Annotated in this window: 19 protein-coding genes, 3 tRNA genes and 1 rRNA gene; 9 read left to right on the top strand and 14 right to left on the bottom strand. The window is 55.7% G+C overall.

Annotated elements, in window-relative coordinates; genetic code table 11:
• Window positions 1-85 (bottom strand): 16S ribosomal RNA (locus IEY52_RS25555); the annotation flags it as partial.
• 459 nt (window positions 86-544) lie between these two features.
• Here IEY52_RS25555 and IEY52_RS25550 point away from each other — a divergent pair.
• Window positions 545-1,744: a S41 family peptidase gene (locus IEY52_RS25550; protein ID WP_189009194.1), complete on the top strand. Its 1,200-nt coding sequence runs from the start codon at window positions 545-547 to the stop codon at window positions 1,742-1,744.
• Window positions 1,745-1,814: 70 nt separating this feature from the next.
• Here the strand turns inward: IEY52_RS25550 and IEY52_RS25545 are convergent.
• Window positions 1,815-1,889: transfer RNA gene (locus IEY52_RS25545), tRNA-Asn, on the bottom strand.
• A 396-nt stretch (window positions 1,890-2,285) separates the two neighbouring features.
• Here IEY52_RS25545 and IEY52_RS25540 point away from each other — a divergent pair.
• Both IEY52_RS25540 and IEY52_RS25535 read left to right on the top strand, forming a co-directional pair.
• Window positions 2,286-2,927 (top strand): response regulator, encoded by a 642-nt coding sequence (locus IEY52_RS25540; RefSeq protein WP_229684982.1) that lies wholly within the window; start codon window positions 2,286-2,288, stop codon window positions 2,925-2,927.
• A gap of 75 nt (window positions 2,928-3,002) precedes the next feature.
• Window positions 3,003-4,253: a sensor histidine kinase gene (locus IEY52_RS25535; RefSeq protein WP_189009188.1), complete on the top strand. Its 1,251-nt coding sequence runs from the start codon at window positions 3,003-3,005 to the stop codon at window positions 4,251-4,253.
• A gap of 83 nt (window positions 4,254-4,336) precedes the next feature.
• Here the strand turns inward: IEY52_RS25535 and IEY52_RS25530 are convergent, their stop codons facing one another.
• The 10 genes from IEY52_RS25530 to IEY52_RS25485 form a co-directional block, all read right to left on the bottom strand.
• Window positions 4,337-5,269: an acetyl-CoA carboxylase carboxyltransferase subunit alpha gene (locus IEY52_RS25530; RefSeq protein WP_189009185.1), complete on the bottom strand. Its 933-nt coding sequence runs from the start codon at window positions 5,267-5,269 to the stop codon at window positions 4,337-4,339.
• The gene (gene accD / locus IEY52_RS25525; RefSeq protein ID WP_189009183.1) at window positions 5,266-6,111 is read right to left on the bottom strand and encodes an acetyl-CoA carboxylase, carboxyltransferase subunit beta; all 846 of its coding nucleotides are present in this window, start codon (window positions 6,109-6,111) and stop codon (window positions 5,266-5,268) included. The genes IEY52_RS25530 and accD overlap by 4 nt, the downstream gene beginning before the upstream one ends.
• 53 nt (window positions 6,112-6,164) lie before the next feature.
• Entirely contained in the window at window positions 6,165-6,611 is a 447-nt protein-coding gene (locus IEY52_RS25520; protein WP_189009180.1) for a LapA family protein, read from the bottom strand.
• A gap of 122 nt (window positions 6,612-6,733) precedes the next feature.
• Complete coding sequence (locus IEY52_RS25515) at window positions 6,734-7,069, bottom strand: hypothetical protein (protein WP_189009178.1); 336 nt, start codon at window positions 7,067-7,069, stop codon at window positions 6,734-6,736.
• Window positions 7,070-7,213: 144 nt separating this feature from the next.
• Window positions 7,214-8,995 carry a glutamyl-tRNA reductase gene (gene hemA / locus IEY52_RS25510; protein ID WP_189009175.1) on the bottom strand — a complete coding sequence of 594 codons (1,782 nt, stop codon included), beginning with the start codon at window positions 8,993-8,995 and terminating at the stop codon, window positions 7,214-7,216.
• Window positions 8,996-9,090: 95 nt separating this feature from the next.
• Complete coding sequence (gene cobA / locus IEY52_RS25505; protein WP_189009172.1) at window positions 9,091-10,563, bottom strand: uroporphyrinogen-III C-methyltransferase; 1,473 nt, start codon at window positions 10,561-10,563, stop codon at window positions 9,091-9,093.
• Window positions 10,564-10,634: 71 nt separating this feature from the next.
• On the bottom strand, window positions 10,635-10,814 hold the full coding sequence (locus IEY52_RS26855; protein WP_229684981.1) for a winged helix-turn-helix domain-containing protein: 180 nt from the start codon (window positions 10,812-10,814) through the stop codon (window positions 10,635-10,637).
• Window positions 10,815-11,001: 187 nt separating this feature from the next.
• Window positions 11,002-12,378 (bottom strand): trigger factor, encoded by a 1,377-nt coding sequence (tig, locus tag IEY52_RS25495; protein WP_189009166.1) that lies wholly within the window; start codon window positions 12,376-12,378, stop codon window positions 11,002-11,004.
• A gap of 104 nt (window positions 12,379-12,482) precedes the next feature.
• Window positions 12,483-12,567: transfer RNA gene (locus IEY52_RS25490), tRNA-Leu, on the bottom strand.
• Between the two features lie 18 nt (window positions 12,568-12,585).
• Window positions 12,586-12,662 (bottom strand) — tRNA-His (locus IEY52_RS25485).
• Window positions 12,663-12,970: 308 nt separating this feature from the next.
• On the opposite strand from IEY52_RS25485, the gene IEY52_RS25480 reads away from it, so the two are divergent.
• The 5 genes from IEY52_RS25480 to IEY52_RS25460 all read left to right on the top strand — a co-directional run bounded on the left by IEY52_RS25480 (window position 12,971) and on the right by IEY52_RS25460 (window position 17,793).
• Window positions 12,971-13,660 carry a metal-dependent transcriptional regulator gene (locus tag IEY52_RS25480; RefSeq protein ID WP_189009163.1) on the top strand — a complete coding sequence of 230 codons (690 nt, stop codon included), beginning with the start codon at window positions 12,971-12,973 and terminating at the stop codon, window positions 13,658-13,660.
• Between the two features lie 443 nt (window positions 13,661-14,103).
• Complete coding sequence (locus IEY52_RS25475) at window positions 14,104-15,447, top strand: (Fe-S)-binding protein (protein WP_189009160.1); 1,344 nt, start codon at window positions 14,104-14,106, stop codon at window positions 15,445-15,447.
• 9 nt (window positions 15,448-15,456) lie between these two features.
• Window positions 15,457-16,845 carry an FAD-binding oxidoreductase gene (locus IEY52_RS25470; protein ID WP_189009158.1) on the top strand — a complete coding sequence of 463 codons (1,389 nt, stop codon included), beginning with the start codon at window positions 15,457-15,459 and terminating at the stop codon, window positions 16,843-16,845.
• A gap of 124 nt (window positions 16,846-16,969) precedes the next feature.
• The gene (locus IEY52_RS25465; protein ID WP_189009155.1) at window positions 16,970-17,509 is read left to right on the top strand and encodes a hypothetical protein; all 540 of its coding nucleotides are present in this window, start codon (window positions 16,970-16,972) and stop codon (window positions 17,507-17,509) included.
• Window positions 17,510-17,616: 107 nt separating this feature from the next.
• Complete coding sequence (locus IEY52_RS25460) at window positions 17,617-17,793, top strand: hypothetical protein (protein WP_189009153.1); 177 nt, start codon at window positions 17,617-17,619, stop codon at window positions 17,791-17,793.
• Window positions 17,794-17,864: 71 nt separating this feature from the next.
• Here IEY52_RS25460 and IEY52_RS25455 read toward each other — a convergent pair whose 3' ends face one another.
• On the bottom strand, window positions 17,865-18,272 hold the full coding sequence (locus tag IEY52_RS25455) for a hypothetical protein (RefSeq protein ID WP_189009150.1): 408 nt from the start codon (window positions 18,270-18,272) through the stop codon (window positions 17,865-17,867).
• A gap of 103 nt (window positions 18,273-18,375) precedes the next feature.
• Between IEY52_RS25455 and surE the strand changes: the two genes are divergently transcribed.
• On the top strand, window positions 18,376-19,155 hold the full coding sequence (surE, locus tag IEY52_RS25450) for a 5'/3'-nucleotidase SurE (RefSeq protein WP_189009147.1): 780 nt from the start codon (window positions 18,376-18,378) through the stop codon (window positions 19,153-19,155).
• Here the strand turns inward: surE and IEY52_RS25445 are convergent.
• Window positions 19,124-19,618, bottom strand: coding sequence for an 8-oxo-dGTP diphosphatase (locus tag IEY52_RS25445; protein ID WP_189009144.1), 495 nt, complete (start codon window positions 19,616-19,618; stop codon window positions 19,124-19,126). The genes surE and IEY52_RS25445 overlap by 32 nt on opposite strands.
• Window positions 19,619-19,773 lie beyond the last annotated feature (155 nt).

The following is a 19,773-nucleotide window of genomic DNA, read 5'->3' as shown; positions in this document are numbered from 1 at the left end:
TAAGAACCGAAGTTCCCCGTTCGACTTGCATGTCTTAAGCACGCCGCCAGCGTTCACCCTGAGCCAGGATCAAACTCTCCATAAATGGCATTACAAGCAGCGTTAGCTGCTTAGTAAGTTAGTTTGTCCCAAGCTATCATTTCTGTTTCGCTTGGCTGTATTCAAAGAAACCTGTACAGGTTTCTATTTTCGAGAGTCTAGAGTCCGCAGACCGCTCTCAAGACCCTGTCGGGTCTCCTTCCGTCTCACTAAGCTTCTTCTTCTGTCAAACAACTCCGCCTTCGTTTCTGCATTGCTGCTTCCTCTCGGGCGAAGAAAAGAATACTACGGATACCCGGTTATGTCAACACCCACAGACTGGGGTTTTTGGCTGCCCGATCAAATGCGTGCCACACGGGGTTTTCAAAGCACCAAATCCCCCATCAAAATATCTGTACTCGGTATAAAAATAGCAGAAGTGGCAGATCTCCCCTCCTCTGGCCCTACATGAAACGGAGGATGCACTCAGAGTCTTCAGCAGATGTGCTTCTACAATAAAAGGCACATGCGAATCCTGATGCTCTCCCTTCTGCTTGGTTTTTCTTGCAGTGCGGCTGCAGTCACTGCGCCAGAGCTGTACCAGAACTTTGAACGCACCCTGCTCAAAAGGTATGTGAATCCCCGGCATCTGGACCTGCAAAACCTGATCGATCAGCACAGGGGTGAAATGCAGGAAGCATGCAACACCATCCCTGGCTGTCCCAGCAGTGCAGCCTATCCAGCCATCAAAAACGTCATGACCAGCCTGAAAGATGGCCATGCCAACTTTCTGACCCCGGAGCAGCATCAGGCTTACCTTGCCCGCAGCCAGGGCAGCAACACCGGATTTTTTGGTTTTCAGTCTTACAGGTTGCAAGATGGCAGAACCATGGTTCTGGATGTGGTCCAGGGCGGACCAGCAGATCTGGCAGGGATGTCCCGTTTTGATGTGATCACAGGACTGGACAGCACAAAAACCACAGCACCCCAGAACGTCATCATCACCCGACAGGGAAAAACTGCTTTTCAGGTCACCCTCATCCCCAAAGAAATGCCTCTGGTGTTCATGCCTTATCTGGTGCGATCCGGGAACATCGGCATCCTGCGCATTCCTACTTTTCTGGGCAGTGGCGACATTGCCAGCAGGGTGCATGGCCTGGTGGCCCGTGCCCAGGAAGAAGGCATGACCGGCATGGTGGTGGACCTCAGAAGCAATGGCGGAGGCCGCTCCGACCAGTGCATGCTGGCCGCCCTGGCGTTCAATCCCCGTTTTTCAGAAGAATGGATTCAGGTGGGCTGGCGCAACACCATGCATGCAGAGAAAGGACAGTTGTGGTTTCAGCTGCCCGGAGGGGCACCCATTCCTGTGGCTTCTGTTGAGGGTTACGCCCTGTGGATCCATCCCACGGTTTTTCTGGTGGATGAACGCAGTGCATCCTGTGCAGAGTTCATGGCGTATGAATCCAGAAAAGCTGCCATCACCTGGATTTTTGGGGAAAAAACCTATGGGGTGGGGAACACCTCCACCCTGCTTTATCCTCTGGCCGACCAGTCTGCTTTGCAGCTCAGCATCCTGTATGTGCAGGATGAAGCAGGACAGCCTTACCCGGCCAGCATCACCCCGGATGTCCTCATGGAAGACGATCCTGAAAAGCTGGCCCTTGGAGAAGACCCCTTGATGGAAAAAGCCTTGCAATTTCTGGAAGAGAAAAACCGTCCTCGCTGAGCAAACCAGCAAAACAACGCCAGACAAATTCATCAAGCAAAGAAAAACCCCGCTTTCGCGGGGTTTGTTTTGGCTCGGCAGGTAGGGATCGAACCTACGACCATCCGATTAACAGTCGGACGCTCTACCGCTGAGCTACTGCCGAATACCACTTTTGGCAATTGCCTCAAGCGAGAAAAAGAATAGCAAGGTGCTCTGCAAAAAGCAAGCCCCCTGGCAAGGTCCACTAGACGACCCTCAAAGCTTTCAGAGGGATGGTTGCTGCCAGAGCAGGTTTCTGCTGCCCTCTGGCCCAGAGATCTGCCAAAACACTTACCAGACCTTGCAGCAGAACTGCCCTCTGGAACTTCAATTGCAGCTGTTTCAGAAACACCTGTCTAACCAAGCCCCGATTTGCCGATTTTCTCAGGGAAAACCCTTATTTTTACACCAGCAGCCCCAGGCCCTTGTGCGTACAGCACAGCAGAAATCTCCAGAGGTTTTTTCTGGTGACAGCCCAAAATGAATGGTGCTTGTGTGCGGGGCTGTTTACACTGGAAGCATGATTTCCATTTTGCTGGTAGATGATCACGCTCTGGTTCGAGAAGGCACACACGCTCTTTTGCAACAGGATCCCAACTTGCAGGTGGTGGGCGAGGCCCGCGACGGACAGCAGGCCATAGACCTCTGTGACACCCTCACCCCTGACATTGCCATCATGGATGTCAACATGCCCAACATGGGCGGCATTGAAGCCACCCGCCAGATCAAGAAGCTGTATCCCCGCATTGCTGTGCTGGGCCTCAGTGCCCACGACGACGAGGCTTTTGTGATGGCCCTGCTGGAAGCAGGCGCTGCAGGGTACCTGCTGAAAGATGCTCCTGGACAGGACCTCATTGATGCCATTTATGCAGCCAAACGCGGCGAGAGTGTGATTGCGCCTCAACTCACCCAGATGATCCTGAAGCGGGTCCGGCAGGGCAGCGAACAGAAAACCGAAGCCCTCACTGAACGGGAACGTGAAGTGCTGCTGCTGGCTGCGCGGGGCTTTTCCAACAAGGAGATTGCCAAGAAACTGGAGATCTCTCCCAAAACTGTGGAAGTGCACCTCAGCGCCCTCTTTGAAAAACTGGAGGTGGCCAGCCGCACCGAGGCCGTGATCCGCAGCATGAAACGTGGCATCATCCAACTCAGTGAATTGTAAACTGAAGATTGTGCAGGTCAAACAAAACCTGCAGAAGCAAATTCTTCAGGTTCTCCAGAAAAGGTCCGCTAGACCATGAACGGTGCAGATCCTTCAAGCGTACAGAGTTTCGAACTGCTGGGCTGGGTTCAGAAATGGAACATCGAACCGAATGCTGTTCTGCTGATCATCATCGGGCATGTGATGTTTCATGTGCTGCGTGTGCACTTTGAGGGGCACAGCAGCATCCGTTTGATCAGCGGTCTGGCCATTGTGGCGGCTTTGTGGCTGGGATGGCCTGCCCTGGTGATCCTGCCTTTCAGTTTGCTGCTGGTGTATTTGCTGGCCCCCCAGACCGAATGGCACTGGGGCAGGATCGGCGCAGATTTGCTGGGGGTGGGGCTGGTGGTGGCTTTTGTCACCTGGGTGAGCCCCCTGTTTCCCAAAACCCACTATGCAGCGGCCGATGTCAACAATCCCTGGTTTTACCTGACCCTGCTGGAAGCCACCACCCTGTTTTTCGGGGTGCGGCAGCTGGCCCGGCGCTGGCTGGTGGTGCCCCGCCGTGATCCCGGCACCCTGGACATCACCGTTCCTCTGATTCCGCTGATCATGCTGACCTATCAAAATTCCTACTTCAATTCTTATTTGTTGCTGAGCATCCTGATTGGCCTGTACCTTCTGAACCGCCTGCAGTACCGCATGCGCAATGCAGAAGCGGCCCTGAAGACCGAAAAGCTCCGCATCTTGCAGGCCCGTGTGGTCACCAGTGCCCTGGAAAGCGAACGCTCCCGCATTGCCCGGGAAATCCATGACGGTCCCTTGCAGGAAATCATCGCAGCCAAACGCATGCTGGAAGCCAGTCAGGTGCAGCGCGCCGGAAAAATCCTGGCCGATGCGGTGGCCCACCTGCGCTCTGCCATTTACGACATGCATCCCAGCGTGCTGCAGCTGGGACTGGAACGTGCCCTGCAAAGCCTGGCCCAGCGCAGCCAGCCTCTGGAGGTGCATTTTGACATTCCAGAAAACCTGCCCAGGCTTTCTGAAGAGCAACAAAGTGCCATCTACCGGGTGGTGGGAGAGGCCCTCAGCAACGTCAGCAAACACGCCCAGGCCCAGAACGCTCAGGTGAGCCTGCAGGTGGAAGCCCACCTGCTCAGGATCACCATCGAAGACGATGGGGTGGGGTTCAACCGCAAAAAAGTCAGCGGAGGTCTGGGCCTGATCTCCATGCGTGAGCGCACCGAGTCGCTGGGAGGCAACTGGGAAGTGCACTCTGGTCCCAGGGGCACCCGAATTCGCATCACCCTGCCGGTGGAAGCCCCTTCCCTGGAACTGGACATCTGAAAACAAGAGGGAAACCAAAGGGAAATCAAAAACAGAGGCCTAGTGGCCTCTGTTTTGTGCTGATGTTTTGGATTCAGGCTGACTCAGATTTCCATGAACACGCCAAGGTTGCGGAAACGGCTGGCCCGCTGTTCCACCAGTTCTTCAGGGGAAAGCTGACTGAGTTCATCCAGGTGGCGCTGCAGGGCGTTTTGCAAATTCTGGGCGGCGTGCTGCGGATCCAGGTGGGCTCCACCTCTGGGTTCGGGGATCACTTCTTCCACGATGCCCAGTTCCAGCAAATCGGGGGCCGTCAGCTTCAGGGCTTCTGCGGCCTTGGGGGCTTCTTTGGAATCCCGCCACAGGATGGCAGCACAGGATTCTGGGCTGATCACGCTGTACCAGGCGTTTTCCATCATCAGCACCCGGTTGCCCACCCCGATGGCCAGCGCACCACCAGAGCCCCCTTCGCTGAGCACCACGCTGATGGCGGGCACCTTCAGCAGGCTCATGCGCTGGATGCTCTCTGCAATGGCCCAGGCCTGCCCGCGTTCTTCTGCAGCAAGACCCGGGTAAGCTCCCTGGGTGTCGATCAGGGCAATGACCGGAAGTTTAAATTTGTCTGCCAGATCCATCAGACGCATGGCTTTGCGGTACCCTTCCGGGTGGGCCATGGCAAAGTTGCGTTTGATGTTGTCTTTGGTGTCCTTGCCGCGCTGCTGCATGATCAGCATCACGCTGCGGTTGCCCAGTTTGGCCGGACCTCCAATCAGGGCCTGGTCGTCTCCGAACGCCCGGTCTCCGTGCAATTCCAGAAAGTCACTGAAGACACGGTCCACGTAATCCAGGCTGGTGGGCCGGGTGGGAATGCGGGCCAGTTGCACCCGTTCCCAGCGGCTGACCTGGGTGTGGGTCTGGGCGCGGGTCTGTTCGATTTTGTGCTTGACGTTGGCAATTTCGGTGGAGAGGTCCACTCCAGTTTCCTGGCTGGTTCTTTCGAGTTCGGTGAGGGTTTTTTCCAGGTCCAGCAGGCTCATGAAGCACCCCCGAAGTGGGTGAACAGCGTCTTGAAGACCTCGCGCTGTTTGCGGCGGTCCACCACGCTGTCGATCATGCCGTGCTTCTCCAGAAATTCTGCCCGCTGAAAGCCTTCCGGCAGGTTCTGGCGGATGGTTTGCTGGATCACCCGGGGACCTGCAAAACCAATCAAAGCTCCGGGTTCGGCCAGAATCACATCTGCGATGGTGGCAAAGGAAGCCGTGACCCCTCCTGTGGTGGGATCGGTGAGCAGGCTGAAGTAAGGCAGGCCTTTTTCTGCCAGTTTTTGCAGGGCCACGGTGGTTTTGGCCAGCTGCATCAGGCTCAGAGCACTTTCCTGCATGCGTGCCCCACCTGAAGCAGCAATGATCAGCAGGGGCTGATGGTGCTCTGCTGCAAATTCGGCTGCGCGGGCAATTTCCTCGCCCACCACACTGCCCATGCTGCCACCAGAAAACTCGAAGTCCATCACCACCACACTGAGGTCTGTGCCCTCAATGCTGCCCTGTCCCCACACGATGGCGTCCGGGCGGCCCACCTTTTTCTGGGTGCGGTTCAGGCGGTCCTGGTAGGTCTCAGTGTCCACAAAATTGAGGGGGTCTTTGGGGTAGATGTGACCGCTTTTTTGCTGAAAGCTGCCTTCATCCAGCAGGAATTCCAGGCGTTTCATCACCGGAATGCGGTGATGAAATCCGCACTTGGGGCACACCCTCAGGTTCTGGTCAAATTCACGGTTGTAGATCTGGGTGCCGCAGTGCTGACATTTGGACCAGAGGTCTGGAATGTCGTCGGTCTGGGTGGCCTGCGGTCTCTTTCGCTGAAAAAACTTGTTTAGCGCCATAGCTTCTGCCCTCGATTGTAACACCCTCAGGAAATCAGACCCCTGTACCCGGTTCAAAGCTCGCGTTCTCTGGGGTCATGACCTTTGCGAAACACCGCATCTTCCAGCTGGCCAATGTCTGCGGCCAGTTCGTCCCGCACGCGGTCCACCCGGCTTTCCACCCGGGAGGCCAGACCGGCCATCTGCTGGTCGATGTATTCCCTGAGCTGGGTGAAACGGCTGGCTTCGGCCTGGTCAATGGCGGTGCGCATCTGTTCCATCTGTTTGAGGTAGCGGTTGATTTCGGCTTTGGACCTCAGGTCAATGAAGGTCACCGCCAGGGCATAACCTATGGTGATCAGGGCAATCAAAATGACCAGCAGAATGCCCATGGGCACCATGTAACTGCTGATCCAGAAAAGGTTGAGGGTATGAGGAGCCATCAGGGCATCAAAATTGGCCACGGTGAAAATGGCCAGCAGGACCAGCCCAATCACCATCAGCGCTTGCAAGAATTTCACGGCAAAACCTCCTTGAGCGGTTCGACCAGCCTGTTCCCACCATCATAACGGTCCAGACTGAGAATTTTCAGCCACCTGAACAGAAGGTTTCACTGTTGGCAAACAAGGTGTTTGTTTATGGCTCACTGCTTGGCAGCGCGGAGCCTGTAGGTCTGCACGATGTCGGTGGGGGGTTGCAGGCTGTACCCGGTCATCTGGGCATCCAGAACTTGCTGGTCTGTCACTTCACCCCTGACCTCATAAACGTATGTGGCACTGGTGGCTTTGAACTGGAGGTTGCAGGCATTGCCCTGCTGTGTGCAGTCCAGCGTTCCCTGCAGCTGATAAACCGTTTTCTGGTCCATCATCATGGTTCCCAGCAGGTCATATTTGTTGGCAGCAACTTCGTCTTTCTCAAAAGACAGCACCACCTCTCCTATCGGATCGTAAGCTTGCTGTGATGGAACTGAGTTGACCATAAAGACATCGTAAGTTCCCTGATATGTTTCTTTCAGGTCTCTGATTTCCGTTAAAGGCGTATGAGTATTTGCACAAGAAGCAAATAACAACGCCAGACTGCATAAAGCAAGCGTTGGAGTTTTCATAACTTCAATCTAAAGCAGTTATTTTCGTTGACCATGTGATATCTTGCTTTTTTCTTTTTCCTGATGCAGCAACTCGCGAATCAAACTGGCTCCCATGCGTTCTGTCGCACGGTTCAGGGCCTGAAGCACTGCAGCTTTCTGGGTTTCATCAAGCCTTAACAGCACAGGGTGTAACCCTTCAAATTCATCCTGGGCCACAGTTCTGGCTTGCTGCTGGGCCTGTTTCAATTCGCGGCGTTTGTGGTGCTGTCTGAACCAGCGTTTGAATTCTGTGAGGCCCTCTTCAATCAGGGTCTCGGCATGGGGGATGCGCTTTGCCCTCTGGGCCAGGTTGCGTTCCACAATGGCGGTCAGGTCATCGAGGTTGTAAAGGTAAGCTCCTTCAATGTGGGAGATTTCTGGCTCCAGAATGCGTGGCACACTGATGTCAATCAGGAACATCGGTTTACTGCGTTCTTTCAGGGCATTTTTGACGTGTTCCGAGTGGATCACGTAATGCGGGGCACTGCTGGAAGCAATCACCACATCGGCTTTGGGCAGGGCTTCCAGCAGCATGTCGATGGCGCACACCTGACCCCCAAAGGCTTCTGCCAGTTTTCTGGCCCGTTCCACAGTGCGGTTCACCACGATGACATCCTGAATGCCACTGGAACGCAAATGGGTCATGGTGAGCTCTGCAGTCTCTCCTGCACCCACAATCAGGGCCGTCTTGCCCTGCAAATCCCCGAAAATGCTTTTGGCCAGCTCCACGGCGGCATAACTGACACTGACCGCCTTGTCGGCAATCCCGGTTTCGGTGCGCACCCGTTTGCCCACCTGCAAGGCCAGCTGGGTGGCCTTGTTGAGGATGCTGCCCGTGGTCCCGGCAGCTTGCCCATCCTGCCAGGCCCTTTTCACCTGCCCCAGGATCTGGGTTTCTCCCAGCACCAGGCTGTCCAGGCCACTGGCCACCCGGGTGAGGTGCTTTAAAGCATGCAAGCCATGCCGGATGTAAAGGTATTGCCGGAGGGGTTGCCCCCAGGCCCCTTCAAACGCACTGAGGGGGTCTCCCACCACCCCCGCCATGTAGACTTCGGTGCGGTTGCAGGTGCTGAGGATCATCACCTCACGGGCATGTTTCTGCAGGTGTTCCAGCATCAGGGGGAACTCTTCAGGCCTGAGGGCAATGCGTTCCCGGATGCTGAGTGGGGCCGTTTTGTGGTTGACACCCACCACCACAAAATTCAGCAGGGGTTCTGAAACCATCCCCAGATTGTCCTGAATGGTTTCCTTGAGGTCCATCAGGGCATTCTCACGCGCAGGGCTGGGCAGGGTGATGGCCTGTGCCCGTTCCTGGCTCCATTGCTGGACTTTCTGAGAAAAATCATTGGGAATGGCAGCCTCAAAAACCTGCTTGAGGGAAAGGGTCAGCATGGGAAGTTCTGTCCCACTGGAAAACGCCACCGTGACATCCCCTTTGCGCCACACGGCCCCTGAACGCAAGTTTCCATGTTCTGGGCGGGAAGCATGCAGGCAGAAGGTGCCCTGCTCTGCCGCCACCTCGGCCACCAGATCGTTGACCGCTTCCACATCGGTGCAGGCAAAGACCAGACGCTGGCCCAGCACATCCTGGGGTTCAAAAGCACGCCGCACCCTCTGGACGGGCAACTGGGCAAATTCAGGCAGAAATTCGGGAGACACCACGGTCACATGGGCTCCCGATTCCAGCACACTTCTGGTTTTGCGCAGCCCCACCTTGCCTGCGCCGACCACCAGCACATCTTGGTTTTTGAGGTCCAGGAACAGGGGGTACAGCTTCATACCCAAAAGTATAACGGCTTTGGTCTGACACAAATGGGAATTTTGTCCTGACAAAAGCCCTGTGGTGTCTTACAATTCCTGCTTTTTTCTTTCCGTCAACTTTCCAGCAATGCGGCTTTCACAGCCCCCACCAGGGACAGCAGGCTGGGGGTCTCTGCCATTTTTGCCACACTGAAACCCGCTGCCAGAGCAGCTTTGTGCGTCTGGGGTCCCATGGTGACGGCTGGAATGTCGGTGCCAAGCTGGCTGGCACAGGCCCGGGCAGCACTTCCTGAGGCCAGGGTGATCACTTCTGCATCTTTCAGGCGCTCACGCTGTTCCTCAGAGAGTTCTGAAGGCAGGGTCTGGTAGGCCTCCACCGTGTGCACCTCCATGCCCCTGTGGGTGAGGGCTTCATGGAGGTCTGCCTCGGCGATGCTGCTGGCAAAGTGCAACAGGGGTTGCTGTCCACTGGCAGGCACCTCATTTCCCAGGTGCACCCCTCCTGCTCTGGAAGGCATGAAATCGGCCCTGAGGCCATAACGGGCCAGTTCTCTGGCTGTGGAAGGTCCCACCACGGCCAGCTTGACCCCTGCAAAAGCACGGGCATCCAGACCCAGTTCATCCAGGGCCTTCATGGCAGCCTGAATGCCCTGCTGGCTGGTGAACAGCACCCACTCAAACCGGGAGATGTGCCGCAAGGCTTCTTGCAGTGCCTCAGGTTCTGAGGTCTGCTCAAAGCGGATCAGGGGCACCTCGATCACAATGGCCCCTTCCTGCCTGAGCAGGTTCCCCAGTTCGCTGCCGCCCTCCCGTGTGCGGGTGACGGCCACTTTGCGGCCCCACAAAGGGCGGGAGTCAAACCACTTGAGGGTGTTGCGGTAGCGCACCACCTCTCCCACCACCGTGACCGCAGGCGCCCCAATGCCGGCTTCCTGCACCTTCTGCACGATGTTCTCCAGGGTGCCTTCCACCACCTTCTGTTGCTGGGTGGTGCCCCACTGGATGGTGGCTGCTGGCGTGTCTTTGCTCTTGCCGATTTCCAGAAGGCGTTCCACAATCCTGGGCAGGGTTTTGACGCCCATCAGGAAGATCAGGGTGTCGATGTCATTGAAAGCCTGATACTTGAGTTTCTCAGCATCCCGAAGCATTTCATTGCCCGTCAGCACTGCAAAACTGCTGCCTGCTTCCCGGTGGGTGACGGGAATGCCCGCATAGGCAGGCACCGCGATGGCACTGGTGATGCCCGGAATCACTTCAAAGGGCACCCCTGCAGCAATGCAGGCTTCCGCTTCCTCGCCACCCCGTCCAAACACAAACACATCTCCACCCTTGAGGCGAATCACCCGTTTGTCCTGCAGGGCTTTTTCCACCATCAACAGGCTGATCTCCTGCTGGGACATGTATTCAGAGAAGCCCTTTTTGCCAACGAAGATGTGTTCTGCATGGGCACAAAAACGCAGAATTTCAGGATTGGCCAGATGATCGTACAGAACCACATCTGCCCGTTCCAGCGCAAACTTGGCTTTTAAAGTGAGCAAACCCAGGTCTCCAGGACCTGCACCAATCAGGGAAACAAAACCGGCCACGACAACAGGTTACCTCATTGACCTGCTGTGGGCAGAACGGACGGATGTACAGATCCGCCAGCAAACCAGGCTCAACGTTCGGATTCGGTTGCTGGAGAAGGGTTAAAACGGTGTCCTGTGCCCCGCACGGTTTCCAGGTGGTTGCGGCCCAGTTTCTTGCGCAGGGCCACCACCATCACATCCACCACCCGTTCCACCCCATCAAACTGGGGACCCCACACGTGTTCCAGCAGCTCTTCGCGTGAAAACACTGCAACAGGGATTGTCGCCCATTGTCTTCGACGACCAGCACCCGCTGCACATTCTCCGGCGATATCACAGCAGCATTGTACCTGCAAAACCTCATGCCTGCTGTCCATTTTTGCAACAGGTTGATACCTGCGCGGAGGCACACAAAAAAGCAGGCCTCATCAGAGGCCTGCCCGGTCAAGATTGAATTTACTCTTCGCTGGCAGGAGCTTCAGCGGTTTCAGCAGTTTCAGGCTGGGCTTCTTCCTGAGCAGTTTCAGGCTGGGCTTCTTCCTGAGCAGCTTCGGCTGAGGCTTCTTCCTGAGCAGGAGCAGCCTCAGCCACAGGTGCAGCTTTCTCGAAGTTGGCAATGGCCTGGGCCACAGCCTTGTCGCGGCGCACGCTGGCTTTGAAGCCTTCCAGGCCGCTGGAACCGAGCTGGTTCAACAGTTCCTGCACGGTGGTGCGGTTCTGCTGGGCGAAAGCCACCAGGCTGCCGTTCAGCTCATCGCGGGTCAAATCAATGTTGAGGTCCTCAACCAGTTGCTCAAGGGCCAGTTCGCGGCGCACGCGCTCCATGGCGTTCTTTTCCAGATCGGCCACGAAGTCATCGAATTTGCCCTGCTCGGTCATGAACTTCTCGTACTCTTCGAATTTCACGCCCTGGCGTTGCAGGTCGCTCTTGATTTCGCTGAGCATGGTTTCTTTGCGGCGCTTGACCAGTGCGGAGGGCACGTTCACTTCCATGCCGTCGGCCAGCTTCTGGGCAAACTCTTCGCGCTGGGCCAGCTTGCCTTCCTGTTCTGCACGGGTGGCAAGGTCGCGGCCAATGGCTTCACGCAGCAGTTCCAGGGTGTCAAATTTGAAGGTCTTGGCGAACTCATCGTTCAGTTCGGGCAGGTTCTTCTTCTTGATTTCCTTGATTTTCACCTGCACAGACTGGGCTTCGTGCTTGTGGTCACCGTGGTCCACTTCGGGGGTTTCGATGGTGACTTCTTCGCCAGCTTTTTTGCCCAGCAGAGCGGTTTTGATGTGCTCTTCGGCGGTGTCGAGGTAAACGGGGTAGCTGCCGCCCTCTTCGCCCTGCTCCTCGATGATCAGCATGTCGCCTTCTGCAGACGGACGCTCCACGCTTTCAAAGGTGGCGTTGCGCTCGGCAAGGTCGCCCAGGGTCTTGACCACGATCTCATCGGTGATTTCGGGAGCAGCAGAGGCCAGCTCGAAGGAACGCCACTCGGGGAGTTTCACTTCGGGGTACTTCTCGGCCTTCACGGTGAAGTTGAAGTCCTGGCCCTCGGTGAGGTCCTCGGGGTGAATTTCAGCATCCACAATGGCCAGCTTGAGTTCCTGCAGGGCCTTGGGGTAGTGGTTTTGCAGCAGCTGGTCGCGGACTTCGTTGTCCACGTAGTCCTGACCCACGCGCTTGATGACCACCGTCTTGGGCGCTTTGCCGGGACGGAAGCCAGGGACTTTCACCTGTTTGGTCAAAGAACCAATCACTGCATTGTAAGCGGTGTTGACTTCCTTTGCGGAGACGGTGACTTTAAACTCTACCTGGTTGCCTTCGTTCTTGATCAGTTCAGCCATAATGCTCCTGCCCAAAGTGGGGTATATACGCAAAAACGACCCCTTGGGGTCGCTTGGAAGTTGTCTTTGTTGGAAAACGCGCACTTATGCTTACCTGTATACCCTGGTGCGAGGAAAGGGACTTGAACCCTCACATCTTTCGATACTAGATCCTAAGTCTAGCGCGTCTACCAATTCCGCCATCCTCGCGAGCCTTGACGGTAAAAATGGGGTGGAATATGGGATTTGAACCCACGACCTTCGGTGCCACAAACCGACGCTCTAACCGGCTGAGCTAATCCCACCATGACCCGCTGCCCGTCATGATTGCCTTTGACAGCGTGATATATACTAGTCGCTTTCAGCAAGGGTGTCAATAGCAAGAGGGAAAATACGCCAGTGGCGCAGAAATTTCCGCTCTGGTAAGCCAGATTGCTCAGGGTGAACATCTGGCGACTGGGGCCTGCGGATCCGTTGCACACCTCTGGTGCCTGGGTTTTGCACCCTCCTCATGCCCGGTGATCCCAGGAAACAATCAAAGCATGAAGCTTGCTGGACGGATTTCTTGAGGCCCTGACCTCCGTCTTCCCACTCTCGGCATATACTGGTGACAATGAGCCGGCAAGCCATCCGCGACCTCCTCACCTCCCAGGCCGAGGATTACCTGAAAACCATCTATCAACTGGCCCGTGGGGGCAAAGTCACCACCCAGAGCCTGGCAGATGCCCTGGGGGTCACGCCCGCCAGCGTCAGTGGCATGCTGAGAAAACTTGCAGACCTCTCGCTGGTGGAACACACCCCTTATTACGGAGCCCTGCTCACTGAAAATGGCCAGAAGGTGGCGCTGGAAATCCTCAGACACCACCGGCTGCTGGAACTGTACCTGACCCAGGCGCTGGGTTTTTCCTGGGACGAGGTGCACGAAGAAGCCGACCGGCTGGAGCATGTCATCAGCGAGGCTTTTGAGGCCCGCATCAGTGCCCTGCTGGGAGATCCCCATTTCGATCCGCATGGGCATCCCATTCCCCGGCTGGATGGCAGCATGCCTGAACACGCTGCAGATGTGCTGACCGAAGCCCTGGTGGAAGAACAGGTGACCATTTCGCGGGTGCACGATGGGGACCCTGAGTTCCTGCGGTACCTCTCTGAGCTGGGTCTGATTCCTGGAGTGGTTTTGAAGGTCCTGAAGAAAGATCCCCATGGAGGAACCCTCAGCATTCAGGTGGAAGAACAGGCACACGTGCTGTCTCTGACAGCAGCCCAGAAGATCTGGGTGTTGCCTAGACATGCAAACAAAAGTTAGACTTTTGTAACCTTTCGTTAAAGATCACAGGCCAGATTTTTGCCGTGCTGGTCAAAGATGCATATTTTTAAATTTTTTTCAGTATCGACAGCAAAGCACAGGCAGCAAGAAAACCTTAATATGGTGTCAATTCACACCGATATTCTCACTCCTGAGGTCGCCAGGGCTCCAACCCTGGCACATTTTTTTGCAGTTTTCTTCTGGTGGTGCGCCTTTCTCAAATCAAACTTCAAATCAATTCCATCCATCCTGGGACAGGCCACCCGGTGCATCCGGAATCCCTTTTGGCCCACCTTTCTGACAGAGAACTGTTTAATGTTGTACCACATTTTCTCCAGCATTGTGCACAGCCGTCACAGACAAGCATTAAAATTCCACCACAGCACACCAAAGGTCTGCACGACCCTCACAAATTAGATCTAAAATCCATATACAATTGGGGCATGCATCCGAAGAGCATCAACCTGGAATCCATGAGTCCTGCCCTGATCGAGGGGGCAGATGTCTGCGTGCAGTGCGGACTGTGCCTCTCTGTCTGCCCCACCTACCAGCAGACCGGTGAAGAAATTCAAAGCCCCCGTGGGCGGGTCATGCTGTACAAGGCAGCCGCGCAGGGCCTCACCGATGAACTGGATGTGGTGCTCGAAGCTGCTTACGACTGCCTGGATTGTCGGGCCTGCCAGACCATTTGCCCATCAGGTGTGAAACCTGGAGAATTGGCCCTGGACACCCGCGTGGCGCTGCAAGAAGGCAAACCCGCCAACCTGGCCCAGCAGGCCATGCTGGAGGTCTTCAAATACCCCATCCTCTTTGATGTGGGCAACGCTGGCGTGCGCCTGTACCAGAAATCCGGTCTGCAGAAAGCCATCCGTGGCTCCGGGGTGCTGCGTGGCATGGCCCGCAAACACGGTGGACTGTGGGCAAAACTGCACCTCTTTGAAGGCCTGATTCCCTCCCGTGAAGTGGCTCCCGCCATTCGCCTGAGAACCCCTTACATCACCCAGCACCAGGGCGACTACCGCGGCACCGTGGCCTTCTTCCTGGGTTGCGTGATGAACGCCGTGTTCAGCGAAGCTTCCAGTGCTTCCATCGACATCCTGGCCAGAAACGGCTTTGATGTGATCCTGCTGCGGGAAACCACCTGCTGCGGTGCCCCACACATCGAAGAAGGAGATTTCAACGGTTACCGTCAGGTGTCCCTGCGCAATGCCAAACTGTACGGCACGCTGGCCGTGGATGCCATTGTCACCGACTGTGCAGCCTGCGGTGCAGAACTCAAGAAAATGCACAAGCACTTCAAGGACGATCCCGAATTCGGGGGCCTCACCAGCAACATCAGCAGCAAAACACAGGCCCTCAGTGAATTCCTCAAAAAAGTGGGCCTGCGTGATTTGCCAGAGGACCTGGACATGGACCGCCGCAAGGTGACCTATCAGGATGCCTGCCACCTCTGCCACGCCCAGGGGGTGTGCAACCAGCCCAGAGACATCCTAAAACAGAACCCCATTCTGGATTACCAGGAAATGCAAAACGCCAGCGACTGCTGTGGAAGTGCAGGCATTTACAACATCACCCACACCGAGACCAGCATGGAGCAGCTCGACAAGAAGATGGAGCGCATCCGGGCCACTGGCGCAGAAGTCATCACCGTGGAGAACCCCGGCTGCCTGCTGCAACTGGATTACGGCACCCGTGAATTCGAGGTGGCTGCAGAAGTCAAACACACCGCCATTCTGCTGAAAGAAGCCTATCAGGAAGCAGACCGCCGCAAGACCATCAAAGGCTGAGGGGAACCCATGAAAGCAAAAGCCAAAGTGCGTGAACTGACCGGTTACCTGAGAGAACTGCAGGTTGCCGTGGGCGAAAAGCTGCGTGTGGAACTGCCCGATCGTCTGCTGTTCCGTTATGACGCACTGCTGCAAGGCGAAGTTCCTCTGGCCGTGGTGATGGCCGAAACCACCGAAGATGTGGTCAGGACCCTCAAAATCTGCGACCACCACAACCTCCCGGTGATCCCCAGGGGCGGAGCTTCAGGACTTTCTGGAGGAGTGGTTCCCATCAAACCCAGTGTGGTGATCTCCACCACCCGCATGAAAAATGTGCAGATTGACCAGGAGAACATGATTGCCACTGTGCAACCTGGTGTGATCAACCAGGAGTTGCAGGATGCCCTGAAACCCCTGGGCCTGTATTACCCTCCGGATCCCCAGTCGGGCAGGCAGGCCACCATTGGCGGCAACATCGGAGAAAACGCTGGAGGTCCGATGTGTCTCAAAAAGGGTGTCACTGGAGATTACGTGCTGGAACTGGAATTTGTCACCATGCAGGGCGATGTGTACCGCATGGACCGCTCAGGCGTGGACCTTCCGGGTCTGCTGATTGGTTCTGAAGGCACCCTGGCCTTCGTCACCGAAGCAAAACTCAAACTGGCCGTGCTGCCCAGATACACCCAGACCGCACGGGCCATCTTCAACACCCTGGAAGACGCTGGAAAAGCAGTGGCCCTGATCACCGCCCGTGGCCTCACTCCAGCCAAACTGGAACTGATGGACAAAGCCAGCATCAACGCCGTGGAAGACGCCTTCCATCTGGGCCTCCCCCGCGAAGCCGAAGCCGTGCTGGTCTGCGACACCGACGGAAACGACCTGGCTGTTGTCAGCGCAGAAATCCAGGCGGTCAAACAGGCCTTTGATGATGCCGGAGCCACCTCCAGCCAGATTGCCCAGAACGACAGAGAAGCCGAAGCCCTCTGGAAAGCCCGCAAAAGCATCTCCCCCAGCCTGGGCCGCATCCGTCCCCAGCGCATGAACGAGGACATCGTGGTGCCGCGCAGCAAACTGCCCGTGGTGATGCGAGAAATCCGCGCCCTGGGAGACGCTTCTCCTTTTCCTCTGGCCATCTTTGGGCATGCCGGAGACGGCAACCTGCATCCCAACATCCTCTACAGCAAACAAACCGATTCCTGGGATGAGGTGGACCACCTGGCCCACGAAATCGCACGGGTGGCCATCAAATATGGTGGAGTGCTCTCTGGAGAACACGGCATTGGATTGGCCAAAAAGCCCTTCATGCTGGAAGCCACACCCAGGGCCACCCTGGAAGCCTACTGGGCTGTCAAACACACCCTGGACCCCAAAAACCTGATGAATCCGGGCAAAGTGCTTCCTGAACTGGCCAGCAACTGACCCCTCTGGCATCCCAGGCACCCTTTGCAAGATGGGGTGCCTGTTTTCTTCTGGCTTGCAGTGATGGTTTCCCCTTGGAAGTCCCTGAACCAGACCAGTATGATCAAAAAGAATTGAGGCCAAAATGAAACAGATCCCTGCCATTGCCACTGTCCTGTTGTTTTCCCTGCTGAGCACCGGTCAGGCCCAGAAATGGAAGCTGCTGAATCCCAGTCCAGATGGACCTGCCTCGGCTTACGCCTACACAGACACCGGGCAGAAAGCCTACGCCGAATGGGGAAGGTACAAAGGCCAGCTGGGCACGGCATTTTTTCTGGTCAACACCATCCACCGGGTGCGCACTGGCATTCAGGGAAACTGCCGCATTTACACCTACCTGGGCAAGATGAACAATGCCTATGTGCTGAAAACCGACTTTTACATTCTCAACCTGAACAAAGTTGAACCCAGCCTGAGCACTTTCATGCCTGACCTGCAATATTCCTTCACCCGCGAAGAAGCTGCTCAAACTTCCCTGTTGTGCCAGCAAGGCAAGCTCACCGAAAGCAACACCATCTACATTCCAGCCGATTCCCCTTACTTCGAGGTGGCCCCTCCCGGCGAAGGCCTGGCTTTTGAGATCAAGCTGGATTTGTTCAACAACATCCTGATCAAACTGCTGTGATTCACCTGAGGTGAGCAAACTGCTGCACCCCGGTTGTCTGCTGGCAAAGCCCCAATGTGCACCCACAAACAACCCCTAAGCAACCTCTAGGGAATTACCCTAAAGCCATGGATGTCGTGACGGTGGTTTTGCTGGTGATCAATCTTTTGTTGTGGCCTGCTCTGGGCTACCTGGCCCTCAGGACCGCCAGAAAAGACCCCGAAATCGAGCAACTTGAACGCCAGCTCAAAACTTTCACCCACCACCGGGAAAACCTGACCAATCCTTTTCAGGACGCCGCCTGATTTTTGCTGGCTTCTGGATCCCTCAAAACCCCAACTGCACCAGACATCTGGTGCAGTTTCTTTTGCTTCACTCATTCCTGGGCAGAAGACAGGGCATTTTTCAACACTTCTGCAGTTGGTTCTGCAGTTTGCTCCACAACTTCCGTGGCCCGCAGAAACGCCAGCACCCGATGGCGCGGCGAAGCATGGGCCAGCAAATACCAGGCCCGATCGTGCTTGATGCTGCGGGCTTCCAGGAGCTCAAACAACTGGTAGCCATACTCGTCTTGCAACCCATAAGACTCAATGAAGTCCTGCAGCTGGGAAATGATGGGATCCTGGACCAGAAAATTGGGAAAGCCCAGCAGGGTCTCTCCTTTAAACCAGGCATACTCCTGCCAGATTGAACCGTGCTCCCAGAGATGGTTTCTTTTCTCCCATCCCAGACGTTGATAGCACAATTCATTGAGTTCCTGATCCTGCAACTCGTGGTATTTCACACATTTACAATACAAAAATCTGGCGAGCAGAGAAACAGCTCCGGGTCTGGTACAATGACGCCCACTCAAACCTGACTTCACCACCTCAAAGAGGAGCATTTCCATGAACAATCTGCAAGACCACAACGCAAAGCTCAAATGTCTGGTTTCAAATGACGATGGGATTTTCTCTCCAGGCATCAAGGCACTGGCCCAATCCCTCACAGAAATTGCAGAAGTCTGCGTGGTGGCCCCAGATGTGGAACAGTCTGCTGTGGGCCACGGCATCACCATCCGCAGACCTTTGCGCTTCAAACACACTGCAGCCGCAGGATTCGGAGAAATTCCTGCTTATCGGGTGGATGGCACCCCCACCGACTGCGTGGTGCTGGGAACCCGCATCCTGCAAAAACCCGATGTGGTGGTCAGTGGCATCAACCTGGGGTACAACCTGGGCAACGACCTCACCCACTCAGGCACGGTTTCTGCTGCTCTGGAAGGCATGATTCTGGGCATTCCCAGCATCGCTTTTTCCCAGGCTCCCAATGAGCAGGGAGAATACAATTTTGAGCATGCTGTTTCATACGTTCCAGGGATTGTGCAATGGGTGCATCAGCATGGGCTTCCAGCCAGAACCCTCATCAATGTCAATTTCCCACCAGGCAAACCCCGTGGCATCAAGATCACTTTCCTCAGCGACTACAAGTTTGAAGACGAACTCATCAAACGCCAGGATCCTGAAGGCCGGGATTACTACTGGGTGGCCGGAACCCCCAGATCCACAGTGTTTGAAGAGGGATCAGATGAGTGGGCTGTCCGTGAAGGTTACATCAGCGTGACTCCAGTGCGCTTTGACCTGAACCACCAGGAATTCATGACCCAGATGCAGGATCTGGAAGATTGATCTGGATGTCCACCACACTGAGGTCCTCCAGATAGGTGGCCTGCACCTCCAACCTTTCTCCCAGCAACACCCTGGGCAACCAGTGCCTGGCATCTGCCCACATGTGATCAAAGGGAATCCGGTCCAGATGAAACCATTCGGGCCGGATTTCGACTGTTTCTGTGGGCTCCCCTTCAAAGCAGTTGAGGACAAAAAGCTGCACCCGCATGTCCCAGTTTTCACGGGTGGGAAACAAAAAAATCACCTGTCCCTGATGCTCCAGGGCCTCAGGATCACCGATCAGACCGCTTTCTTCTTGCAGTTCTCTGAGGGCCGCCTGTTCTGGAATTTCACCAGGTTCGATGCCGCCTCCCAGTCCCACAATGTTGCCTTTGCCAAAACCGGTCTTTTTGTGGCCCAGCAGCACTTCAATTGCTCTGGATGAATCTGTTCTGACTGGAAAACACAGCACCACTTCACGCATGAAGGTATTATGCCTTTTGCAGGGTCAACATCAAAAGGATCAAAAACAAAAAACCCACCTCAAAAGGTGGGGGAAAAAACGAAACCCGGACATTGCTGTCCGGGGTCAGTTTTGATTGGATGGCAAGAAGAAGAAGCTCTAGAGGACGATCCTTA

The organism is Deinococcus roseus, from assembly GCF_014646895.1.
Taxonomy (GTDB): Bacteria; Deinococcota; Deinococci; order Deinococcales; family Deinococcaceae; genus Deinococcus_C; species Deinococcus_C roseus.
Note: the sequence above shows the minus strand (reverse complement) of the source record. Positions and strands in the feature narration are given on the sequence as shown.

Bases quoted from the DNA above. Each gene is read 5' to 3' on its own strand.
- IEY52_RS25550 (WP_189009194.1), top strand. From the start codon at position 545: ATGCGAATCCTGATGCTCTCCCTTCTGCTTGGTTTTTCTTGCAGTGCG.
- IEY52_RS25540 (WP_229684982.1), top strand. From the start codon at position 2,286: ATGATTTCCATTTTGCTGGTAGATGATCACGCTCTGGTTCGAGAAGGC.
- IEY52_RS25535 (WP_189009188.1), top strand. From the start codon at position 3,003: ATGAACGGTGCAGATCCTTCAAGCGTACAGAGTTTCGAACTGCTGGGC.
- IEY52_RS25530 (WP_189009185.1), bottom strand. From the start codon at position 5,269: ATGAGCCTGCTGGACCTGGAAAAAACCCTCACCGAACTCGAAAGAACC.
- accD (WP_189009183.1), bottom strand. From the start codon at position 6,111: ATGGCGCTAAACAAGTTTTTTCAGCGAAAGAGACCGCAGGCCACCCAG.
- IEY52_RS25515 (WP_189009178.1), bottom strand. From the start codon at position 7,069: ATGGTCAACTCAGTTCCATCACAGCAAGCTTACGATCCGATAGGAGAG.
- hemA (WP_189009175.1), bottom strand. From the start codon at position 8,995: ATGAAGCTGTACCCCCTGTTCCTGGACCTCAAAAACCAAGATGTGCTG.
- tig (WP_189009166.1), bottom strand. From the start codon at position 12,378: ATGGCTGAACTGATCAAGAACGAAGGCAACCAGGTAGAGTTTAAAGTC.
- IEY52_RS25480 (WP_189009163.1), top strand. From the start codon at position 12,971: ATGAGCCGGCAAGCCATCCGCGACCTCCTCACCTCCCAGGCCGAGGAT.
- IEY52_RS25475 (WP_189009160.1), top strand. From the start codon at position 14,104: ATGCATCCGAAGAGCATCAACCTGGAATCCATGAGTCCTGCCCTGATC.
- IEY52_RS25470 (WP_189009158.1), top strand. From the start codon at position 15,457: ATGAAAGCAAAAGCCAAAGTGCGTGAACTGACCGGTTACCTGAGAGAA.
- IEY52_RS25465 (WP_189009155.1), top strand. From the start codon at position 16,970: ATGAAACAGATCCCTGCCATTGCCACTGTCCTGTTGTTTTCCCTGCTG.
- IEY52_RS25460 (WP_189009153.1), top strand. From the start codon at position 17,617: ATGGATGTCGTGACGGTGGTTTTGCTGGTGATCAATCTTTTGTTGTGG.
- surE (WP_189009147.1), top strand. From the start codon at position 18,376: ATGAACAATCTGCAAGACCACAACGCAAAGCTCAAATGTCTGGTTTCA.
- IEY52_RS25445 (WP_189009144.1), bottom strand. From the start codon at position 19,618: ATGCGTGAAGTGGTGCTGTGTTTTCCAGTCAGAACAGATTCATCCAGA.